Annotated in this window: 15 protein-coding genes; 8 read left to right on the top strand and 7 right to left on the bottom strand. The window is 60.2% G+C overall.

The window, feature by feature from the left end; all coding sequences use genetic code 11:
• Positions 1-87: 87 nt before the first annotated feature.
• The 4 genes from QMG46_RS09610 (at position 88) to QMG46_RS09595 (ending at position 4,585) form a co-directional block, all read left to right on the top strand.
• A complete protein-coding gene (locus QMG46_RS09610; RefSeq protein ID WP_281852290.1) occupies positions 88-672 on the top strand; it encodes a pilin in 585 nt (194 codons plus the stop codon).
• Between the two features lie 90 nt (positions 673-762).
• The gene (locus QMG46_RS09605) at positions 763-1,272 is read left to right on the top strand and encodes a hypothetical protein (RefSeq protein ID WP_281852289.1); all 510 of its coding nucleotides are present in this window, start codon (positions 763-765) and stop codon (positions 1,270-1,272) included.
• Positions 1,273-1,334: 62 nt separating this feature from the next.
• On the top strand, positions 1,335-3,341 hold the full coding sequence (locus QMG46_RS09600) for a phosphatidylglycerol lysyltransferase domain-containing protein (protein WP_281852288.1): 2,007 nt from the start codon (positions 1,335-1,337) through the stop codon (positions 3,339-3,341).
• Positions 3,338-4,585 carry a lipopolysaccharide biosynthesis protein gene (locus QMG46_RS09595; RefSeq protein ID WP_281852287.1) on the top strand — a complete coding sequence of 416 codons (1,248 nt, stop codon included), beginning with the start codon at positions 3,338-3,340 and terminating at the stop codon, positions 4,583-4,585. Before QMG46_RS09600 ends, QMG46_RS09595 begins: the two co-directional genes overlap by 4 nt.
• Here the strand turns inward: QMG46_RS09595 and QMG46_RS09590 are convergent.
• The 6 genes from QMG46_RS09590 to QMG46_RS09565 form a co-directional block, all read right to left on the bottom strand.
• The gene (locus tag QMG46_RS09590; RefSeq protein ID WP_281852855.1) at positions 4,576-5,361 is read right to left on the bottom strand and encodes a glycosyltransferase; all 786 of its coding nucleotides are present in this window, start codon (positions 5,359-5,361) and stop codon (positions 4,576-4,578) included. The two genes, QMG46_RS09595 and QMG46_RS09590, sit on opposite strands and share 10 nt — an antisense overlap.
• 74 nt (positions 5,362-5,435) lie before the next feature.
• Entirely contained in the window at positions 5,436-6,452 is a 1,017-nt protein-coding gene (locus QMG46_RS09585) for a class I SAM-dependent methyltransferase (protein ID WP_281852286.1), read from the bottom strand.
• On the bottom strand, positions 6,445-7,482 hold the full coding sequence (locus QMG46_RS09580; protein ID WP_281852285.1) for a glycosyltransferase family 4 protein: 1,038 nt from the start codon (positions 7,480-7,482) through the stop codon (positions 6,445-6,447). Before QMG46_RS09580 ends, QMG46_RS09585 begins: the two co-directional genes overlap by 8 nt.
• Positions 7,479-8,693, bottom strand: coding sequence for a glycosyltransferase family 4 protein (locus QMG46_RS09575; protein WP_281852284.1), 1,215 nt, complete (start codon positions 8,691-8,693; stop codon positions 7,479-7,481). The genes QMG46_RS09580 and QMG46_RS09575 overlap by 4 nt, the downstream gene beginning before the upstream one ends.
• Complete coding sequence (locus tag QMG46_RS09570) at positions 8,686-9,540, bottom strand: glycosyltransferase family 2 protein (RefSeq protein WP_281852283.1); 855 nt, start codon at positions 9,538-9,540, stop codon at positions 8,686-8,688. Before QMG46_RS09570 ends, QMG46_RS09575 begins: the two co-directional genes overlap by 8 nt.
• Before the next feature lie 72 nt (positions 9,541-9,612).
• Positions 9,613-10,785 (bottom strand): DegT/DnrJ/EryC1/StrS family aminotransferase, encoded by a 1,173-nt coding sequence (locus QMG46_RS09565; RefSeq protein WP_281852282.1) that lies wholly within the window; start codon positions 10,783-10,785, stop codon positions 9,613-9,615.
• Positions 10,786-10,988: 203 nt separating this feature from the next.
• Between QMG46_RS09565 and pilB the strand changes: the two genes are divergently transcribed.
• The 4 genes from pilB (at position 10,989) to coaE (ending at position 15,670) form a co-directional block, all read left to right on the top strand.
• Positions 10,989-12,710: a type IV-A pilus assembly ATPase PilB gene (gene pilB / locus QMG46_RS09560; protein WP_281852281.1), complete on the top strand. Its 1,722-nt coding sequence runs from the start codon at positions 10,989-10,991 to the stop codon at positions 12,708-12,710.
• 146 nt (positions 12,711-12,856) lie between these two features.
• Positions 12,857-14,125, top strand: a complete 1,269-nt coding sequence (locus tag QMG46_RS09555) for a type II secretion system F family protein (RefSeq protein ID WP_281852280.1) — start codon at positions 12,857-12,859, stop codon at positions 14,123-14,125.
• Between the two features lie 70 nt (positions 14,126-14,195).
• The gene (locus QMG46_RS09550) at positions 14,196-15,053 is read left to right on the top strand and encodes a prepilin peptidase (protein WP_281852279.1); all 858 of its coding nucleotides are present in this window, start codon (positions 14,196-14,198) and stop codon (positions 15,051-15,053) included.
• The gene (gene coaE / locus QMG46_RS09545) at positions 15,050-15,670 is read left to right on the top strand and encodes a dephospho-CoA kinase (protein ID WP_281852278.1); all 621 of its coding nucleotides are present in this window, start codon (positions 15,050-15,052) and stop codon (positions 15,668-15,670) included. Before QMG46_RS09550 ends, coaE begins: the two co-directional genes overlap by 4 nt.
• 194 nt (positions 15,671-15,864) lie before the next feature.
• Here the strand turns inward: coaE and QMG46_RS09540 are convergent, their stop codons facing one another.
• Entirely contained in the window at positions 15,865-16,800 is a 936-nt protein-coding gene (locus QMG46_RS09540) for a Nudix family hydrolase (protein ID WP_281852277.1), read from the bottom strand.
• Between the last annotated feature and the right edge of the window lie 7 nt (positions 16,801-16,807).

The following is a 16,807-nucleotide window of genomic DNA, read 5'->3' as shown; positions in this document are numbered from 1 at the left end:
GGCTATTTAGCTTAGGTAGAAACGGCGCCACTTAGGTGCCGTTTCTTTTTGAACCTAGAAATATCGTCCACGCATGGGCAATGTGCTATGGCTAAAATCGTCACCTCAAAAGGTCTATTGGATTGGCGCAACCTGTCGTCGCATCTGCGTCCTTGCAACTCAAAACCGACGATAAGAGTAACGACGAAGTTTGCTCAACGGGGATTTACACTGATCGAACTGATGATCGTCGTTGCTATCATCGCAATCTTGGCAGCCATAGCTATCCCGCAATATCAGACTTACGTCATCAGGTCACAAGTTACCCGTGCCGTTAGTGAGGCGAGTGACGCCAAAATTTTTGTGGAAGACTGCGCGACCTCTGGAAAAGTACAAATTGGCACAAGTAACGGGCAATGCGACGTTACGGCCCTTGGAATGTCGGACATTCTAAATGGCGGCAGTGAAATGGGACTTGCGCCCCCAGCAGGCTTCGGCGTCCCGCATATACAACTACCTCAAAGCAGCACAGACACCGGGTCCATTAAAGCGACCCTCGGTGGGCATGTTTCACCAAAGATCATCGGGGGTATCATTACTTGGACACGCTCATCCGATGGCACATGGAGTTGCGCTGTCGATAGCACCATTGGCACGAAATACGCGCCAGCCAGTTGCCCGGCAGCAAACTAAGCTTCACCAAACTATCGACTGAAGCCCTTAACGTTTCCATCATCGCCCATATCGCACATTTGAGACAGCGCCTTCGTGGAGAAGCCACTGATGCATGCCTCAAAAGGTATTTCACTGATCAATGTGCTCGTCATCGCCGCTATAATGGTCGTAGTAGCGGCGCTTGCCATCCCTGCCTGGCGCAATCACCAGATCGCGACACGTGCCGACCAGGCATTGAAGGCTGGGGATGCAGCCAAGCTGGTGGTTATGGAAGCGGTCACGACTCGCGGCGGCCTGATCCGCCTGCAGCCTGGGGATCTGAGCTACAACGCAGCATCGGCATCCAGCCCCTATGTATCCAAGATCGACATTTCCCAGAGTGGCCGCATCACGATTGCCACCAAAGACACGGGCTCAAGCCCTGACCCAACCTTCCTGCTGACGCCGATCGAGACCAACAGCAAACAAGGTGGAGCGCCGCTGACCTGGAGCTGCGACATCATTGCAGGTAACGCCCAGATCAAGCCCGCCAGCTGCACGCGTCCAGATAATGTCCCTGCAGCAGCCGTAGTGCACCCGGCAACGACGCCAGCCCCAGCGCACGCACTGTCCGGCTAAACCGGTAACCGTCGACAATGCGTTAAGCTTTCTCGGTCCGATGCCCAGGTCGAACCGATACCGTGACGCTCCATGCTTTGCTTCCCCGTACAGGTTGGCGTCTCTTCGCGCTGGCGTTGATCGCCACGGCAATCGTCTATTGGCCCGGTCTCTATGGCAGTTGGCTGTTCGACGACTACCCCAATATCGTCGATAACCATGGTGTACAACCGGCGCAAGGCGACCTGCCCTCCCTGATCGGCGCTGCCCTGTCGTCGCCTGCCAGCGACTTCAAGCGACCGCTGGCCTCATTGAGTTTCGCGGCGAATTATCTTGCTGCCGGCCTTGATCCGTTCTGGATGAAGGCCACTAATCTCGTCATCCACTTGTTGAACGGCCTGTTGGTTTTTCTGCTGGCGCGAGCGTTAATGCAGATCGATGCCGATGATCGCGGAAAGCAACGCGCGGGCAATGTGGCTGCGTTGATCGCCATGGCATGGCTGCTTTTGCCAATTAATCTCACTTCCGTGCTCTATGTGGTGCAACGCATGGAAAGCATGGCGAATCTGTTCGTGTTGCTCGGATTGCTTGGCTATGTCGTCGGCAGGCAGCGGATGCTTGACCATCCGGGTCGCTTTGGCGATCTGCTGTTATCCATTACCAGTCTGATCGTTCCCTCAGCCATCGGCGTACTGGCCAAGGAAACGGCAGTGATGCTGCCGCTCTATGCTTTGCTGATCGAATGGTTGGTATTTCGCTTTCGCGGCGCTTTACCGGAGCGCATCGATCGTCGCATCGCTGCCCTATTCGTCATCGTGCTGTTGCTGCCCATGATCGTGGGGCTTGCCTGGCTCGTGCCTCGTCTACTGCGGCCCGAGTCCTGGGCTACGCGCGACTTCACCATGGGTACGCGGTTATTGACCGAGATGCGTATCGTGGTCGATTACATCGGCTGGACGATCCTGCCGTTGCCGCATTCGTTATCGTTCTATCACGATGATTATGTGGTTTCGAGCGGGTTGCTTTCGCCGTGGACGACGTTGGCGAGTGGCATATGTCTGCTTGCGCTGGTTGGGTTGATGTTTTGGCTGCGCAAGCGCCGTCCTTTGGCTGCGCTTGGGATCGCCCTGTTTCTGGGGTGTCAGGTGTTGACGGGAACGATTCTACCGTTGGAGCTGGTTTATGAGCATCGGAATTATTTCGCCAGTTTTGGGTTGATGTTGGCGTTGTTCTCCTTGTTATGGCCTATTGGGTCCTTTGTAGGAGCGACTTCAGTCGCGACCGGAGACTCGCGGGTCGCGACTGAAGTCGCTGCTACACATATCTTTGGGTGGCGAGGGGTGGTGTTGAGTGGCTTGATACTCTGGTGGGTCGGTATGACCGCCTTGAGTGCTTATGCCTGGGGTGAGCCGTTGCGGCTGTCTCAGGCATTGGCCGAGCGCGGGCCGGATTCGCCGCGTGCTCAGTATGAGCTCGGGCGTACCTACATTATTTACTCCCATTACGAGCCGGGATCGCCGTATACGAAGGCTGCTTATGCGCCGCTGGAGCGCGCGGCAGCCTTGCCGAAATCGTCGATCCTGCCGCAGCAGGCGCTGATCTTCATGAATTCGCGCATGGAATTGCCGCTGAAAGACGCCTGGTGGAACAGCATGACGGCGAAGCTGGCCGCATTGCGCCCTGGTGTACAGGATGAGAGTTCGCTGGCAGCCCTGGTCGATTGTGCACGCCATGACGATTGCGATCTGCCCAAGGGCAAGATGCAGGCGGCTTTCGAAGCGGCCATGTCGCACCCCGAGCCCAGCCCGCGGCTGATGTCCACCTACGCGGACTATGCCTGGAATGTGATGGACCAGCGCGAACTCGGCGCGAGGCTGCAAGTGCGTGCTGTAAACGGCGCGCCACAAGAGCCGGCTTATCTGATTACCTTGACGCGAATGCTGGTCGCGCAACATAAGTTCGACGAAGCACGGGCGCGTCTTGCGCAATTGGAAGGTCTCAATCTTGGCGGTCATCTGGACAGCCAGTTGAAATCCTTGCGGCGACAGGTCGAGACTGCGGCCACATCGAGCTCGCCCACGTCATCATGATCGGCAAACTGGCTCGCAGCAGCGTACTGACTGCCGGTGTCCTGGGACTGCGCCTGACTACCCAGGCGGCAACGCTGGTGCTGCTGACACGGCTGCTGCAGCCGGCCATATACGGCCACTACGCCTCGGTGGCTGCGCTTGCGGTGGTGATGGGATTGTTGCCCAGCCTGGGGAGCGGTTATGTCCTGCTGTCGAAAGCCTCGGGTGACCTCGCTGCTGCCGCCAACGTATGGCGCTACGCATGGCCGTTGACCGCGGGTATCGGCGCCTTGCTATGGCCTATCTACATCGGCCTTGCGCTCTGGCTCTCGGAAGGTCAGCTCGGTTGGCAGGTGTTATGCCTGATCGGCGCAGCCGAGCTGCTGGCAACACCATTCATCACCCTGCTCAGCTTCGCCTTGCAGGCCAGCGAGCGTGTTCCTCTAAGCCAACTATTGCAGTGGCTGCCACTGGGTTTACGCGTGTTCGCGACATTGCCGTGCTTTCTCTTGCCGTTGACGCAGCGCTTGCCCTCGTATGCTGCATTGCAATTGATCGCGTCATTGATCGGTTTGTCGCTCGGCTGGTGGGTGGTGCGCCAGCATGTGACGCTGGACTGGCGTCCTCGGCGCGCCACGCCGGGCGAACTGAAAGATGGCAGCACCTATGCCGCCATGTTGCTTGTCGCAGCCAACCCGACCGAGCTGGACAAGATCGTGGCGGTACGTCAGGTCGGCGCAACGGAGGCCGGGCTATATACGGCGGGATCACGGGTCATGGGCGCCTTGGTGATGCCGGTGCTGGCGATGCTGCTATCGGCGCAACCACGGTTGTTTCGTCATGCGCGCACCGCAGATGGCGATATGGCACGTTTGGTTGGAATGCTGTTCGCCGCCGCTCTGACCTGGGGGCTCATCAGTGGCGTACTGCTCGCCATAGCCAGTCCACTGTTGCCATGGTTGTTCGGGAGCAGCTATGAACAGACGGCGCGATTCATGCCCTGGATGGCTATAACGGCCCCGTTCCTGTCCGTGCGGCTGGCGGCCGGAAGCGTTCTGGTAGCCAGCGGTCACCCGCTGGAGCGAATCGCGTTTGAGTTTTTCGGCATCGCCTGCCTGACCATCGGCATGCTGGTGCTGACAAAAAGCTTCGGCGTGTTTGGCCTGATCACGGCAGTCATTGCGGCGGAGATCGCGATGGCTTTGCTGGGAACAGGGATGGTTGTGCGCCAACTGAGGCGCAGACGCCGGGATGTTCAGTCTTGACTGGAATGGTGGGTCAACCGCATCCCTGCACTTAGCGCGCGCCAGGGTTCCAGCGAGCCATAGCGCAAACTACGCACAAACGCGCGTGCGAGTAAAACCGGTATCCGCAGAGCGAAAAGTAAAAGTTGCTCCACTGGATTGGCAGAAAGTTTTCGAGCCAACAAGATATGTGCAGCGACCATCCGCGCCTCGTAAAACGAGGAGCCCAATCCGCTAGCTGCGGAGCCTTCATGGGTCACCAGACAGCGCGGCACATGGACCCAGGCATCGGGGCGATCGCGCAAGCGCCAACCAAGCTCACAGTCTTCTCCGTACATGAAGAAATCTTCGTCAAGCAACGGCGACGGCGAGTTCTTGAGCACGATCCAAAGGCAGCTACCGCTGGCGTAGGCAAAGGCACCCCACGCAGGGCGCTTGAACTGCAAACCGCACCAACGCTGGTAGTACATCGGACCTTGCCGTTGTCCCGCATGCTCGACATCAGCGCTGATCACGGCTGCATTCGGGTGATTACTTACGGTATCCATGTACGTCCGTAACGCACCCGGCTGCAATACTGCATCATTGTTAATCAGCAACACGTCTGTGGCATTCAGCTGCGTGGCGCAAAGTTTCAACCCACGATTCACGCCGGCGGCAAAGCCCAGATTTTCGTCGCTCACGTGAATAAGCACGCGAGGATCCGCAGCGTATGCCGAGTGAATGGCTTGCGCAGACAGACTACCATCGGCGGAGTTATCCCAAACGACGACATGTTCGACCCCTTCATTGAACAAGGATCGGATGCACGCGGCGCTGCGCGATGCATCGCGATAGTTCAGCAGAAGTCCAACAATGCGCCTGTCCAAATTCAACTCCGCCTATATGCACGAACGACGCATTCTTCTGACCAGCTCGCCCGCAAGCTTGCAAGCGCATCCACCAGCAAAGGGGACAAGGTCATTTTTCGCACACCTTCGTGCCGCATCGTCTCCGCGGAGGAACGCAAGATATAGCTGGACCCACGGCCACGACGGAGTAGTTGGATGTCGTCAAACCCCGCACGTTGCAGCAGCAGGACCAAAGCCTTGGGCGAGAGCACCGTCATATGCCGCGGTGGCTCCAAACCACGCCAATAAGGCCCATACCATCGGCGCCCAAGGCTATGCGCGTTGGGCGTCGCCAGCCAGACTTGGCCATCCGGTCGCAACAAGGCAAAGATCTGCTCAAGGAAGCGTCGTGGGTGATGCACGTGCTCGATAACGTGCGAGGCTGTAATGGCATCAAATGATCCCTGTGGAGCGAATCCATCCAGCGTGCCATCCGCAATATCCAAGCCCGATCGACGTCCAGCGGCGGCAGCGGCGGGATCAGGCTCAAGGCCTTCGACGTTCCATCCCGCATCGCGAGCGCGAAGCAGGAACACTCCGTTACCGCACCCCACATCAAGCAATCGTCCCGGTCCATGCGGGAGATGGCGGTAGAAAAAATCCAATTGCTGGCGCAAGGGCGGGATCATCGACATGATCCAGCGACCTCTTCGCGCCGCTGGCATACGTGTCGCACCGAAACGCGAATTCATATAGCCATTGGACCAGCGCCACAGCAACGATTGACCGTTGTCGTCGGCATACGCCGCCTGGCTGTCGGCATGGGTGTAGTAGCTTGAATAGGCCTTGCCGATCGATGCGATGGTCGGCCGTCGGGCAAGGTACAAGCTTTCGCAATTCAGGCAAATGCGCATCGGCCACGCGCCGGGAACATCTTCGAGATGATCTCGCAAGGTGTCATAGACAGCCCTGGAGTCGCCCGCATCGCATACGGGGCATTGCGGCACGTCTTCCAGCTCGTCCGCACTCCAGGACCATGCGTGGTCTTGCTCAGCCATCGCGGCGACCTTCTTTAAGCAGTTGCCGATAAAGCGACTCGTAGGAAGCGATGGCCCGCGCTTCGCTGAACATCTCCACGGCGCGCTTTCGCCCGGCGCGTCCCAACTGCTCGACCAGGGATGTATCGGCAGCGAATCGTCGCGCATGCGCTGCAAGTCGTTTTGTATCGTCCATAGGTGCCAGCAGAGCGGTCTCGCCGTCCATGCAAACCTCCGCCGTGCCGGTACTGTCGAAACCGATCACAGGCAGACCGCAGGCCATCGCTTCGACAGCCACATAACCGAACGCCTCGTAGCGTGTAGGCACGAGCGCCGCGTCCGCTTCACGATAGATGGCGGGCATATGCTTCGCTTCCGTCCGTTCGACCACACGCATATTCGACGGCCACGCTGCGGTGTCGAAAGATTTGCGCAGGCCCGCCACGCACAGTATCTCGAACGCCGGCCCAAGCTCGGCGGCCAGACCAGGCAGCAGGTCGGCGCCTTTCCAGCGCGAGGGGTTTCCCACGAACAACAGACGGAAGGGCTGCCCTTCCATCCGGCTTCTCTGCGCTGCGGGCCTGAATACGTCGGTATCGACCCAGTTATGAATCATCTGCACCGGCTTTTCGACATCAGCGCGCATGGCTTTTGCTGTGTGCTCGCTAACCGTGACCAGGGCGTCGGCCACACGATAGGAACGCTCGATGCACAGATCGATAAAAACTCGGTGGTACAGCGTCTGCATCAAGCCGCGGTGCGGCAAAAAACGCGGATGCCGGATGTACTGATGTTCCGTTACAACAAGCGGGATACCTGGGCGCTTGAACGCAAAGCCCTGCCAACTGGCAGCGTGCACAATATCCGTGCGCTCGGGCGACGGCACTTTACGCAACAGCCACGGTTTCAATTCGTAGGCATGGTCAAACCATTGCAATAGCGGCTCATGTCCTGCACGCGCAAGCCCCTCGGCCAACCGCATCGCAAATACATCGATGCCGCTGCCCGCGCGTAGGCTCGGCAACCAGATTCGTAAAGGGCGAGCGCTCATGTGCGCCCCGCCCTGGCCACATCTGCCAGCAATCGGCTGTAACGCTCGGCTACCGCATCCCATGAGTAATGCTGCTCTACGTACGCACGCGCATGACGACCCATGCGAGCGCGCCCCTCGTCATCCTTGAGCAGGACAATGATGGCGCGGGCCAACTGGGCATGATCGGATGCCGGCACACGAATGCCGCTATCTTCGTCGACCAGGTCTTGCGTCGCCGGAACGTTACCGACAACAACCGGGCAACCGCAGGCCATCGCTTCGGCCACTACCAGACCCAAACCTTCCTGGTCGCCATCATCGGCTTCAATAAAGGGGGCAACGAAGAGGGTGGCGCGCTGGTAAAGCGCGGGTAAGGAGGCCTGGGACATCGCGCCAGCAAAAGCCACGTGTTCTTTCAGATCAAGCTCGGCGACGATACGTTCCAGGCGCTCGCGTTCGGGGCCAAATCCCACGATGGTCAAGCGTGCCCCTGGATATGCGGCGATAACCTGAGGCAAGGCATGCAGCAGATGGTGCAAGCCTTTCTTTTCGACCAGGCGGCCGACGAAGAGAAGCTCGGCAGGGTTTCGCTCCACCGCTGCCGGGACAAAGCGCTCGCGCACGTCCACGCCCATCGACATGACCAACGCGTTCGCCTGCGGCTGCTCGGCAAGCAAGCGTTGACGCATCGCCTCGCTTACCAACGTCACTACCGACATTCGCGGCACCGCCCAGCGACGCAACTTGGCGAACCATTTACCACGCAGGCCAAACAAGTCGGCACCATGCGAAGTCGCCACGAGCGGCACATCTTGTCGACCCAATGCGGCGATCAATCCCTGGGGCAGGAGCCAATGCGCGTGGATCACCTGCGGCCGAAACTCGCGCAGCGCTCTACGCAGCGATAGGTACTGGCCAGCAAGAAAGCTGGGTACCAACAGCCACTTCCACAGCGAGCGCTTGAGATTGGTAAGAATACCGCCGTGATTGACTAAAGTTTCCAGCGCTACCGGCGCGTAGCGATAGCGATGAATATCGACCCCATCGAGTCTTTCCCGCGCAAGCGCACCGGCTGCATGTGGCCCGATCACTTGCACATCGAACGTGTCGGCAAGCCTTCGCGACAACTCGTGCACAAAACCCGGCTCAGGATCACCTGCCCAGCGCGGATAGGTCGAGGTAAGTACGAGCAACCGCAGCCGCTCGCCGTGGCCGACCTGCTCAGTCATTCCGGCGGTAGGTGAGCGACGTAATCTGTTCGGAGATCAGTCCGATCAGAAACACGATGACTGCAGCACTCCACAGCAGCGTGCTCATATTGGTCAGACGGCCATCATGCATGAAGGTCCATGCATAGTTGAGCAGGCCGAGCAGGAAGAAAACCACGCTGGTCGGTACAAACAACTTCAGCGGCGAATACAGCGTGGCGATCTTGAAAATGATCAGCAGAAAGCGCAAGCCATCGCGCAGCGGCTTGATATGGCTCTTGCCCACTCGCTCGGCCGCCTTGATCGGCACATAGGCCACCGCGTAAGCACTACGAAAGAACGCCATCGTGCTGGTGGTCGGATAAGAAAAGCCATTGGGCAGCAAATGTAGGAACTCGCGGAATTTATCCGCACGAACCGCGCGATAGCCGGAAGTCAGGTCGGCCACGGCGTGACCCGTGATGCGCGAGGCCAGCCAATTGTAGAGCGCATTAGCCAGGCCACGACCGACGCCGGCCTGACTATCCCAATCGCGCGCTCCGACGACCATGTCATAGCCCTCGTCGAGCTTGGCGAGCAGGCGCGCAATGTCGGCGGGATCGTGCTGTCCGTCCGCGTCCATGAAGACCAGCACGTCACCGCGCGCCGCGCGCGAACCGCGCTTGATGGCAGCGCCATTGCCCATCGAATACGGAGAGGATAGACAGGTCACGCCCGCGGACGCGCAACATGCGCGCGTGTCATCGGTCGAGCCGTCGTCGACCACGATGATTTCCGCCGCCGGATGAGCGGCACGTAGCCGTGGCAGCAACGCGATCAGCGCGGCAGCCTCGTCCTTGGCGGGCAAGATGATGCTTAAAGGAATCAAGACAGCTCCCGGAGTTAACACAGACATCATATCGGTTCGCGTCAGGTAGCCCATGACCCGCGCATGAAGTCATCAGCGTTGCAGGATAATCGTATGTACCGCGTCGATGACACGCTCGGCGTCCGCATCGGTCAACGCGGGCGACAGCGGCAGGCTGACGGTACGGCGTCCAATACGCTGCGCCATCGGCCATTGTTCCGGCCGCCACCCCAGAGTTTGCTGGTAATAGGGATGCTCGGGAATCGACAGGTAATGCACGCCGGTGCCGATACGCAGGCGATTCATCGCCTCGAGAAAGCCGTCGCGATCGATCCCCGACTCGGCCTCGTCGAGCATGATCGTATAAAGATGGTAACCGTGCCGGGTATCGGCGTCCGGTGCGGCCGGCAACCCTATCGGCAGATCGGCGAACGCGGCGTCATAGCGGGCCCACAGTTCCTTGCGACGCTTCCAGTTAGCCTCCACCCGCGCCAGCTGATGGATGCCGATCGCTGCCTGCATATCCATCATGTTGTACTTGAAGCCGCACTCCACCACTTGATAGTGCTTGTAGCCCTTGTCGCTAAAGCGGTGCCAGGCGTCGCGACTCATGCCATGCAGGGCGAGCATCCGAGCCCGGGCGATACGCTCTTCGTCGCGGCCGACGATCATGCCGCCCTCGCCGGTAACGACGTTCTTGGTGGCATAGAAGCTATAGCAGCCAAAGTCGCCAAAGGTACCGACCGCCTGGCCCTGGAACTCGCTTTCGACCGCATGCGCGCAATCTTCGATGACGACCAGGTCGTGCTTGCGGGCAATCGCCATGATGCGGTCCATCGAACACGGCCGCCCCGCAAAATGCACTGGCAGGATGGCTCGCGTACGCGGCGTGATCGCCGCCTCGATCGCCTCCGGGTCGATGTTCTGCGTGACGGGATCGATGTCGGCCAGCACCGGCTTCAGCCCCGCATGCAGGATCGCGTTCACCGTGGCGCAGAAGGTCAGTGGAGTCGTGATGACCTCGCTGCCAGGCTCCAGGCCGGCCGCGACCATGCTCACATGCAAGGCGGCGGTACAGGAGTTCACGGCCGCGACCTGGGCGGGGGCCACGCCGCGCCAGGCAGCGAAATCCTGCTCGAAACGCGCCACCCGAGGGCCAGTCCCCAGCCAACCTGAACGAAGAACGGCCTCGACCTCGGCGATCTCCTCCTCGCCGATCAGGGGCGCACCAAAGACCAGGAAGGGGGCTAGAGAGGCTTCGGACATGGGAACTTCATGCAAAGACCGCCGTTCTATCCGAAAGCCGGGGTCCCGTCCATGCCAAGCCCCTCCAAAGGAGGGCAAAAATCTGCGATCGAGCGCCGCCGATGTGCGCTCAATCACTGTCGGGGACGCCGCTTCGAGCAATAGATGACCCGCCGCCTCAACTACTGTAAATTCCTCTCCAATCAGGGGGCTGGACCAAACTCATGTCATCGCAATTGCAACCATCGTTAGCTGGCCTCTCGGGCATGGCTCGGCGGCTGGTCTCGGAAGGCGTCCTGCCTGAGGCCGACGTGCGCAAGGCAGTGGCGGACTCCACCCAGCAAAAGGCCAGCCTGGCCGCATGGCTGTTGGATAAGGGCCTGGTCGACAGCCCCAGGCTGACCCAGGTCGCGTCTGCCGAATTCGGCATGCCGATGATGGACGTCTCGGCGTTGAATCCCGCCACCATGCCGCACAACATGATCAGCGAGGCGCTGATCAACAAGCATCAGGCGCTGCCACTGTTCAAGCGCGGCAAGCGCTTGTTCGTCGGTATCGCCGACCCGATGCAGTCGCATGCATTGGACGAGATCAAGTTCAACTCCAATTGCATGGTCGAGCCGATCCTGGTCGAACGTGGCCAGTTGATCCGGGTTATCGAGAACCTGCTCAATACGATGAGCAATGCCGTGCCCGATATGGGCGGCGGCGATCTGGACGAGCTGGCGCTGGAAGGCGGCGACGAAGATGCCGAGCAGACCGGCATCGACGCCAACGCCAACGACGATGCGCCGGTGGTGAAGTTCGTCAACAAGATCCTGGTGGACGCGATCCGCCGGGGTGCCTCGGATATCCACTTCGAACCGTTCGAGACACAGTACCGGGTGCGTCTGCGCATGGACGGCATGCTGCGTGCCGTAGCCAGCCCGCCGATGAAGCTGGCGTCGCGTATCTCCTCGCGCTTGAAGGTGATGTCCGGCCTGGACATTGCCGAGCGTCGCGTACCGCAGGACGGTCGCATCAAGCTGAATCTGTCCAAGAGCCGCGCGGTCGACTTCCGTGTCAGCACGTTGCCGACTTTGTTCGGCGAAAAGATCGTGCTGCGTATCCTGGACGGCTCCTCGGCGAGGCTGGGTATCGACAAGCTCGGTTATGACGAACCCCAGAAAAATCTGTATGTCGACGCCATCCACAAGCCTTACGGCATGGTGTTGGTGACCGGCCCGACCGGCTCGGGTAAAACCGTGTCGTTGTATACGGCGCTCAATATCCTGAACACGGCCGAGCGCAATATCTCGACTGTCGAAGACCCGGTCGAAATCCGCGTCGAAGGCATCAACCAGGTCCAGCAGAACACCAAGCGCGGCATGACCTTCGCTGCCGCATTGCGCTCGTTCCTGCGCCAGGATCCAGACGTGATCATGGTCGGCGAAATTCGCGACCTGGAAACCGCCGAGATTGCCATCAAGGCAGCGCAGACCGGCCATATGGTCCTGTCCACCCTGCATACCAACGATGCCCCGCAGACCATCGCGCGCCTGATGAACATGGGCATCGCGCCCTATAACATCACCTCGTCGGTCACCCTGGTCATTGCCCAGCGTCTGGCTCGCCGCCTGCATGACTGCAAGAAAGAGATGGATATCTCGCCACAGCTGCTGCTCGCCGCGGGCTTTAGCCAGGCCGATATCGACGCTGGACTGAAGGTGTACGAGGCGGTCGGCTGCGATGCCTGCAATGAGGGCTATAAAGGCCGCGTAGGTATCTATCAAGTCATGCCGATGCTCGAAGATATCCAGAAAATCATCCTGCAAGGCGGTAACGCCCTGCAGATTGCGGAGGTCTCGCGCAAGGCCGGGGTGAACGACCTGCGCGCCTCGGCGCTGGAGAAGGTAAAACAAGGAGTTACCAGTCTTGCCGAGATCGACCGCGTTACCAAGGATTGATCCAGCCGGCGATTTTGCGATGCCCGTAACGCTTAACTTGCGTTCGGCACCACGGATTGACCGGTAGAAATGACATAAGCTCTGAAAAATCGTGCCCGTAGGATGGGAATGTCGGGCCGGAACGAATCATCGGGGGAATCAAGCGCATGGCGACGGCTACCGCAACCGCAAACAAGGCACGCTCAGTCGGCGCAGATCGCGCCACCGTGAGCGCGCTGACCACATACGAGTGGGTCGCGCTGGACAAGCGCGGCAAGCGCATGAAGGGCGATATGCCCGCCAAGAACGCCTCGCTGGTCAAGGCGGAGCTGCGGCGTCAGGGTATGAACCCCCAGACGGTGCGCGAACGACCCAAGCCTCTGTTTGGCTCATCGGGCAGCACGGTCAAGCCGCGCGATGTAGCGATCTTCAGCCGCCAGATCGCCACCATGATGGCCTCGGGCGTGCCGATGGTGCAGTCCTTTGACATCATCGCCGATGGTCAGAAGAACGTCCGCTTCAAGAACATTCTCACCGACGTCAAGCAGGGGATCGAGGGTGGCCAGGCGCTGCATGAGGCACTGGCGCGGCATCCTGTCCAGTTCGACGAGCTTTATCGCAACCTGGTTCATGCCGGCGAATCGGCGGGTGTGCTGGATACGGTGCTCGATACCGTCGCGACCTATAAAGAGCGCATGGAAGGGATCAAGGCCAAGATCAAAAAGGCCATGTTCTACCCCGTCATGGTGCTAGCGGTGGCTTTGCTGGTCTGCGTCATCATGCTGCTCTTCGTAGTACCGGTGTTTGAGCAGACTTTCCGGGATGCTGGTGCTGAGTTGCCCGTGCCAACATTGGTCGTTGTGGCCGCATCCAAGTTCATGCAGTCCTATTGGTGGGCACTTTTAATCGGCATCGTGGGCAGCATTGCGGCACTGATCTTCGCCAAGAAGCGCTCGCTCAAGTTCGCCCACTTTCTCGACCGCGTGTCACTCAAGATCCCAGTCATCGGCAACATCCTTCGCCAGTCGGCAATCGCCCGCTTCGCCCGTACGCTAGGCGTAACGTTCCGCGCAGGTGTCCCATTGGTCGAAGCTCTGGAAGCTGTCGCCGGCGCCACCGGCAGCATCGTCTACGGTGAGGCCATCATGCAGATGCGCGACGACATTGCCGTCGGTCACCAGCTGCAGCTGTCGATGCGTCAGACCGGTCTGTTCCCGAACATGGTGGTGCAAATGACCGCTATCGGCGAGGAATCGGGCGCCCTGGACAATATGCTGTTCAAGGTGGCCGAGTTCTACGAGGAGGAGGTCAACAACGCCGTCGACACCCTGTCCACTCTGCTCGAACCGATGATCATGGTCATCCTCGGTGGCCTGGTCGGTGGCATGGTGGTTGCGCTGTACCTGCCCATCTTCAAACTCGCCGGCACCGTGTAAGCTTGCTGCGTGAAGCCCCTCTCCCGCCGGGAGGGGGGCTTTGTCTTATCTACGTTTCGGAAACGCCCGTATGCCCGAGCTCGACCTTTGGATCTGGATCGTCATCGCTGCCGTCTTCGGCTTGCTGGTGGGTAGTTTTCTCAATGTAGTGATCCTGCGGCTGCCGGCGCGCATCGATGCGATGTGGCGCAATGAGGCACGCGAGATCCTGGCGCTGCCGGCCGACGAAAGCCCGCTGCCCCCCGGCATCGTGGTGGAGTCGTCGCACTGCCCGCACTGCAAGCACAAGCTGGCGATTCGCGACAATATTCCGCTGTTCGGCTGGCTGTTCCTGGGCGGGCGCTGCCGTTACTGCAAGGCGCCCATTTCGATCCAGTACCCGCTGGTGGAGCTGTTGACGGGCGTGCTGAGCGCGCTGATCGTGTGGAAGCTCGGCGTCAGCTGGGCCACCCTGGCCGGGCTCGCCTTTACCTGGCTGCTGATCGCCCTCTCCGGCATCGATTTCCGCACCCAGTTGCTACCCGATTCGTTGAACTACCCGCTGCTGTGGCTGGGCTTGTTGCTCAGCCTGTGGACGATGTTCACTACGCCGAACCTGTCGATCATTGGCGCTGTTGTCGGCTACCTCAGCCTTTGGAGCGTGTACTGGCTGTTCAAGCTGCTGACCGGCAAGGAGGGCATGGGCTATGGCGACTTCAAGCTGTTGGCCGCGATGGGCGCCTGGATGGGCCCATCCGCCCTGCTCCCGATCATCCTGCTGTCTTCGCTGATCGGCGCTTTATTCGGCGTGGTGCTGATCGCGACCCGCAAGCTCGGGCGCGAGGTGCCGATGCCGTTTGGGCCGTTTATCGCAGCGGCCGGGTGGGTCTGGTTCATGGCGGGCGATACACTGCTGCAGGCCTATTTGAACCTTAGCGGCATGCGATGAGCTCTGCGCAACACCCCTACGTCATCGCGCTGACCGGCGGCATTGCCTCCGGCAAGAGCGCGGTGACGCGACGCTTTGAATCCCTGGGTGTTGCGGTCTATGACGCGGATATCGCCGCACGCGAGGTCGTTGCGCCGGGAAGCGAGGGGCTGCAGGCGATCGTGTCCGCGTTCGGGCCCGAGGCCCTGGATGCCGAAGGCAGGCTCGATCGTGCAGCCATGCGCCGCCGGGTCTTTGCGGATGATCAGGCCAGGCTGACTCTTGAGAGCATCACCCATCCTCGGGTGCGCCAGTGGCTGCGTGAGCACGCGTTGTCCGATCGCGGCCCTTATTGCCTGCTGGCCATTCCGCTGCTGGCTGAGAATATCGAGCACTATCGTTGGGTCGATCGGGTGCTGGCGGTTGATGCGCCGGACGACGTGCGGCTAGATCGGCTGATGCAGCGCGACCGTATCGATGCCGCGCTGGCGCAGCGCATGCTGGATCGGCAGGCCAGTCGGGAGCAGCGGCTGGCGATTGCTGATGATGTGATTGATAACAGTGGGGATGAGGCGGCGCTCGGGCCTGCTGTTGCGCGGTTGCATGAGAAGTATCTAGGGCTTGTCGGCGCGCGTTGAAGGCTCGCTTCGCATCGCTTTTTGTGCCCCCTCACCCCAACCCTCTCCCCCGGCAAGCAAGGGGAGAGCGAGCCAACTGAGGCAAGTTTGAACCTTGCGCCCTCTTTACTCCCTCTCCCCTGGCTTCGCCGGGGGAGAGGGTTGGGGTGACGGGGCTTTTAAACCTCAGTACAGATTTTTCATAACGTCAACCATCACCAAAACCCGCGAATCCCAGCCACACCCTGACCGCCACAACGACGCGCTTGATAAAGATCGGCAGGCGACATTCCGCCGAGCGCAAAAACCGGCAACGAAGCTGCCTCAACCAAAGTCTCGAAACGCTCCCATCCAAGCGCCAAAGCACCCGGATGCGAAGCGGTGGGCATCACCGGCGACAAGGTCGCAAAGTCGACGGATAGAGATGCCGCCATGACCAACTCAGCCGCATCATGACAACTGGCGCCAACCAGCTGATGCAACGGCAAAGGCCGCTCGGCACACGCATTGAGTTGCGCACTCTTGAGCTGCACCCCTACCCCATCGCCCAACTGCCGCGCACCCTCGATATCTTCGTTGAGCATCAGCCAGACGCCGCGCAATCGCGCCGACGAAAGCAGCGTAGCCGCCAGCTCGCGCACAGCCTCTCGGCTCCATAAGGGCAACCGCAGCTGGATCAATCGGGCACCTCGTTCGATCGCATCAGCGACACGCTCCCGCCACACGCCCCAATCCGCCTGCTGCGCATCCGCTGGCGTAATCGCATAGACAGAGGGCAGCCGAAGCGCCTGAAGAATGGGTCGATCGGCCGGCGCGAGCATGGAAAGATCCACCGCCTCCGGTAACGCCCACTGCAAGGCCTGCCCTTCCAGCGATGCAGGCTCGCCATCCCAACGCTCGACCAGCCATGCGTCGAGGCATAACTCGCCCTTCTCGTAACGCCAGGGAATGCGAATCAGCGGCTTGCCGTCTTCGACATCGATCCCGAGTTCTTCGCGCAGCTCACGCACCAGGGCATGCCATGGGCTTTCGCCCGGCTCGATCTTGCCGCCAGGAAATTCCCATAGCCCGGCCAGATGCTTGCCGGGCGGCCGTTGCGCGAGCAGTACACGGCCGGCGGTATCGCGAAGGATGCCGGCCATTACATGCATGGGATGG

This window comes from Dyella sp. GSA-30 (genome assembly GCF_027924605.1).
Classification (GTDB): domain Bacteria; phylum Pseudomonadota; class Gammaproteobacteria; order Xanthomonadales; family Rhodanobacteraceae; genus GSA-30.
This window is presented reverse-complemented; position numbering and strand designations above follow the sequence as displayed.

What these genes read in the sequence shown, in the direction of transcription:
- QMG46_RS09575 (WP_281852284.1), bottom strand. Translation starts at nt 8,693, where the DNA reads ATGACTGAGCAGGTCGGCCACGGCGAGCGGCTGCGGTTGCTCGTACTT.
- coaE (WP_281852278.1), top strand. Translation starts at nt 15,050, where the DNA reads ATGAGCTCTGCGCAACACCCCTACGTCATCGCGCTGACCGGCGGCATT.
- QMG46_RS09595 (WP_281852287.1), top strand. Translation starts at nt 3,338, where the DNA reads ATGATCGGCAAACTGGCTCGCAGCAGCGTACTGACTGCCGGTGTCCTG.
- QMG46_RS09580 (WP_281852285.1), bottom strand. Translation starts at nt 7,482, where the DNA reads ATGAGCGCTCGCCCTTTACGAATCTGGTTGCCGAGCCTACGCGCGGGC.
- QMG46_RS09585 (WP_281852286.1), bottom strand. Translation starts at nt 6,452, where the DNA reads ATGGCTGAGCAAGACCACGCATGGTCCTGGAGTGCGGACGAGCTGGAA.
- QMG46_RS09555 (WP_281852280.1), top strand. Translation starts at nt 12,857, where the DNA reads ATGGCGACGGCTACCGCAACCGCAAACAAGGCACGCTCAGTCGGCGCA.
- pilB (WP_281852281.1), top strand. Translation starts at nt 10,989, where the DNA reads ATGTCATCGCAATTGCAACCATCGTTAGCTGGCCTCTCGGGCATGGCT.
- QMG46_RS09565 (WP_281852282.1), bottom strand. Translation starts at nt 10,785, where the DNA reads ATGTCCGAAGCCTCTCTAGCCCCCTTCCTGGTCTTTGGTGCGCCCCTG.
- QMG46_RS09550 (WP_281852279.1), top strand. Translation starts at nt 14,196, where the DNA reads ATGCCCGAGCTCGACCTTTGGATCTGGATCGTCATCGCTGCCGTCTTC.
- QMG46_RS09540 (WP_281852277.1), bottom strand. Translation starts at nt 16,800, where the DNA reads ATGCATGTAATGGCCGGCATCCTTCGCGATACCGCCGGCCGTGTACTG.
- QMG46_RS09610 (WP_281852290.1), top strand. Translation starts at nt 88, where the DNA reads ATGGCTAAAATCGTCACCTCAAAAGGTCTATTGGATTGGCGCAACCTG.
- QMG46_RS09605 (WP_281852289.1), top strand. Translation starts at nt 763, where the DNA reads ATGCATGCCTCAAAAGGTATTTCACTGATCAATGTGCTCGTCATCGCC.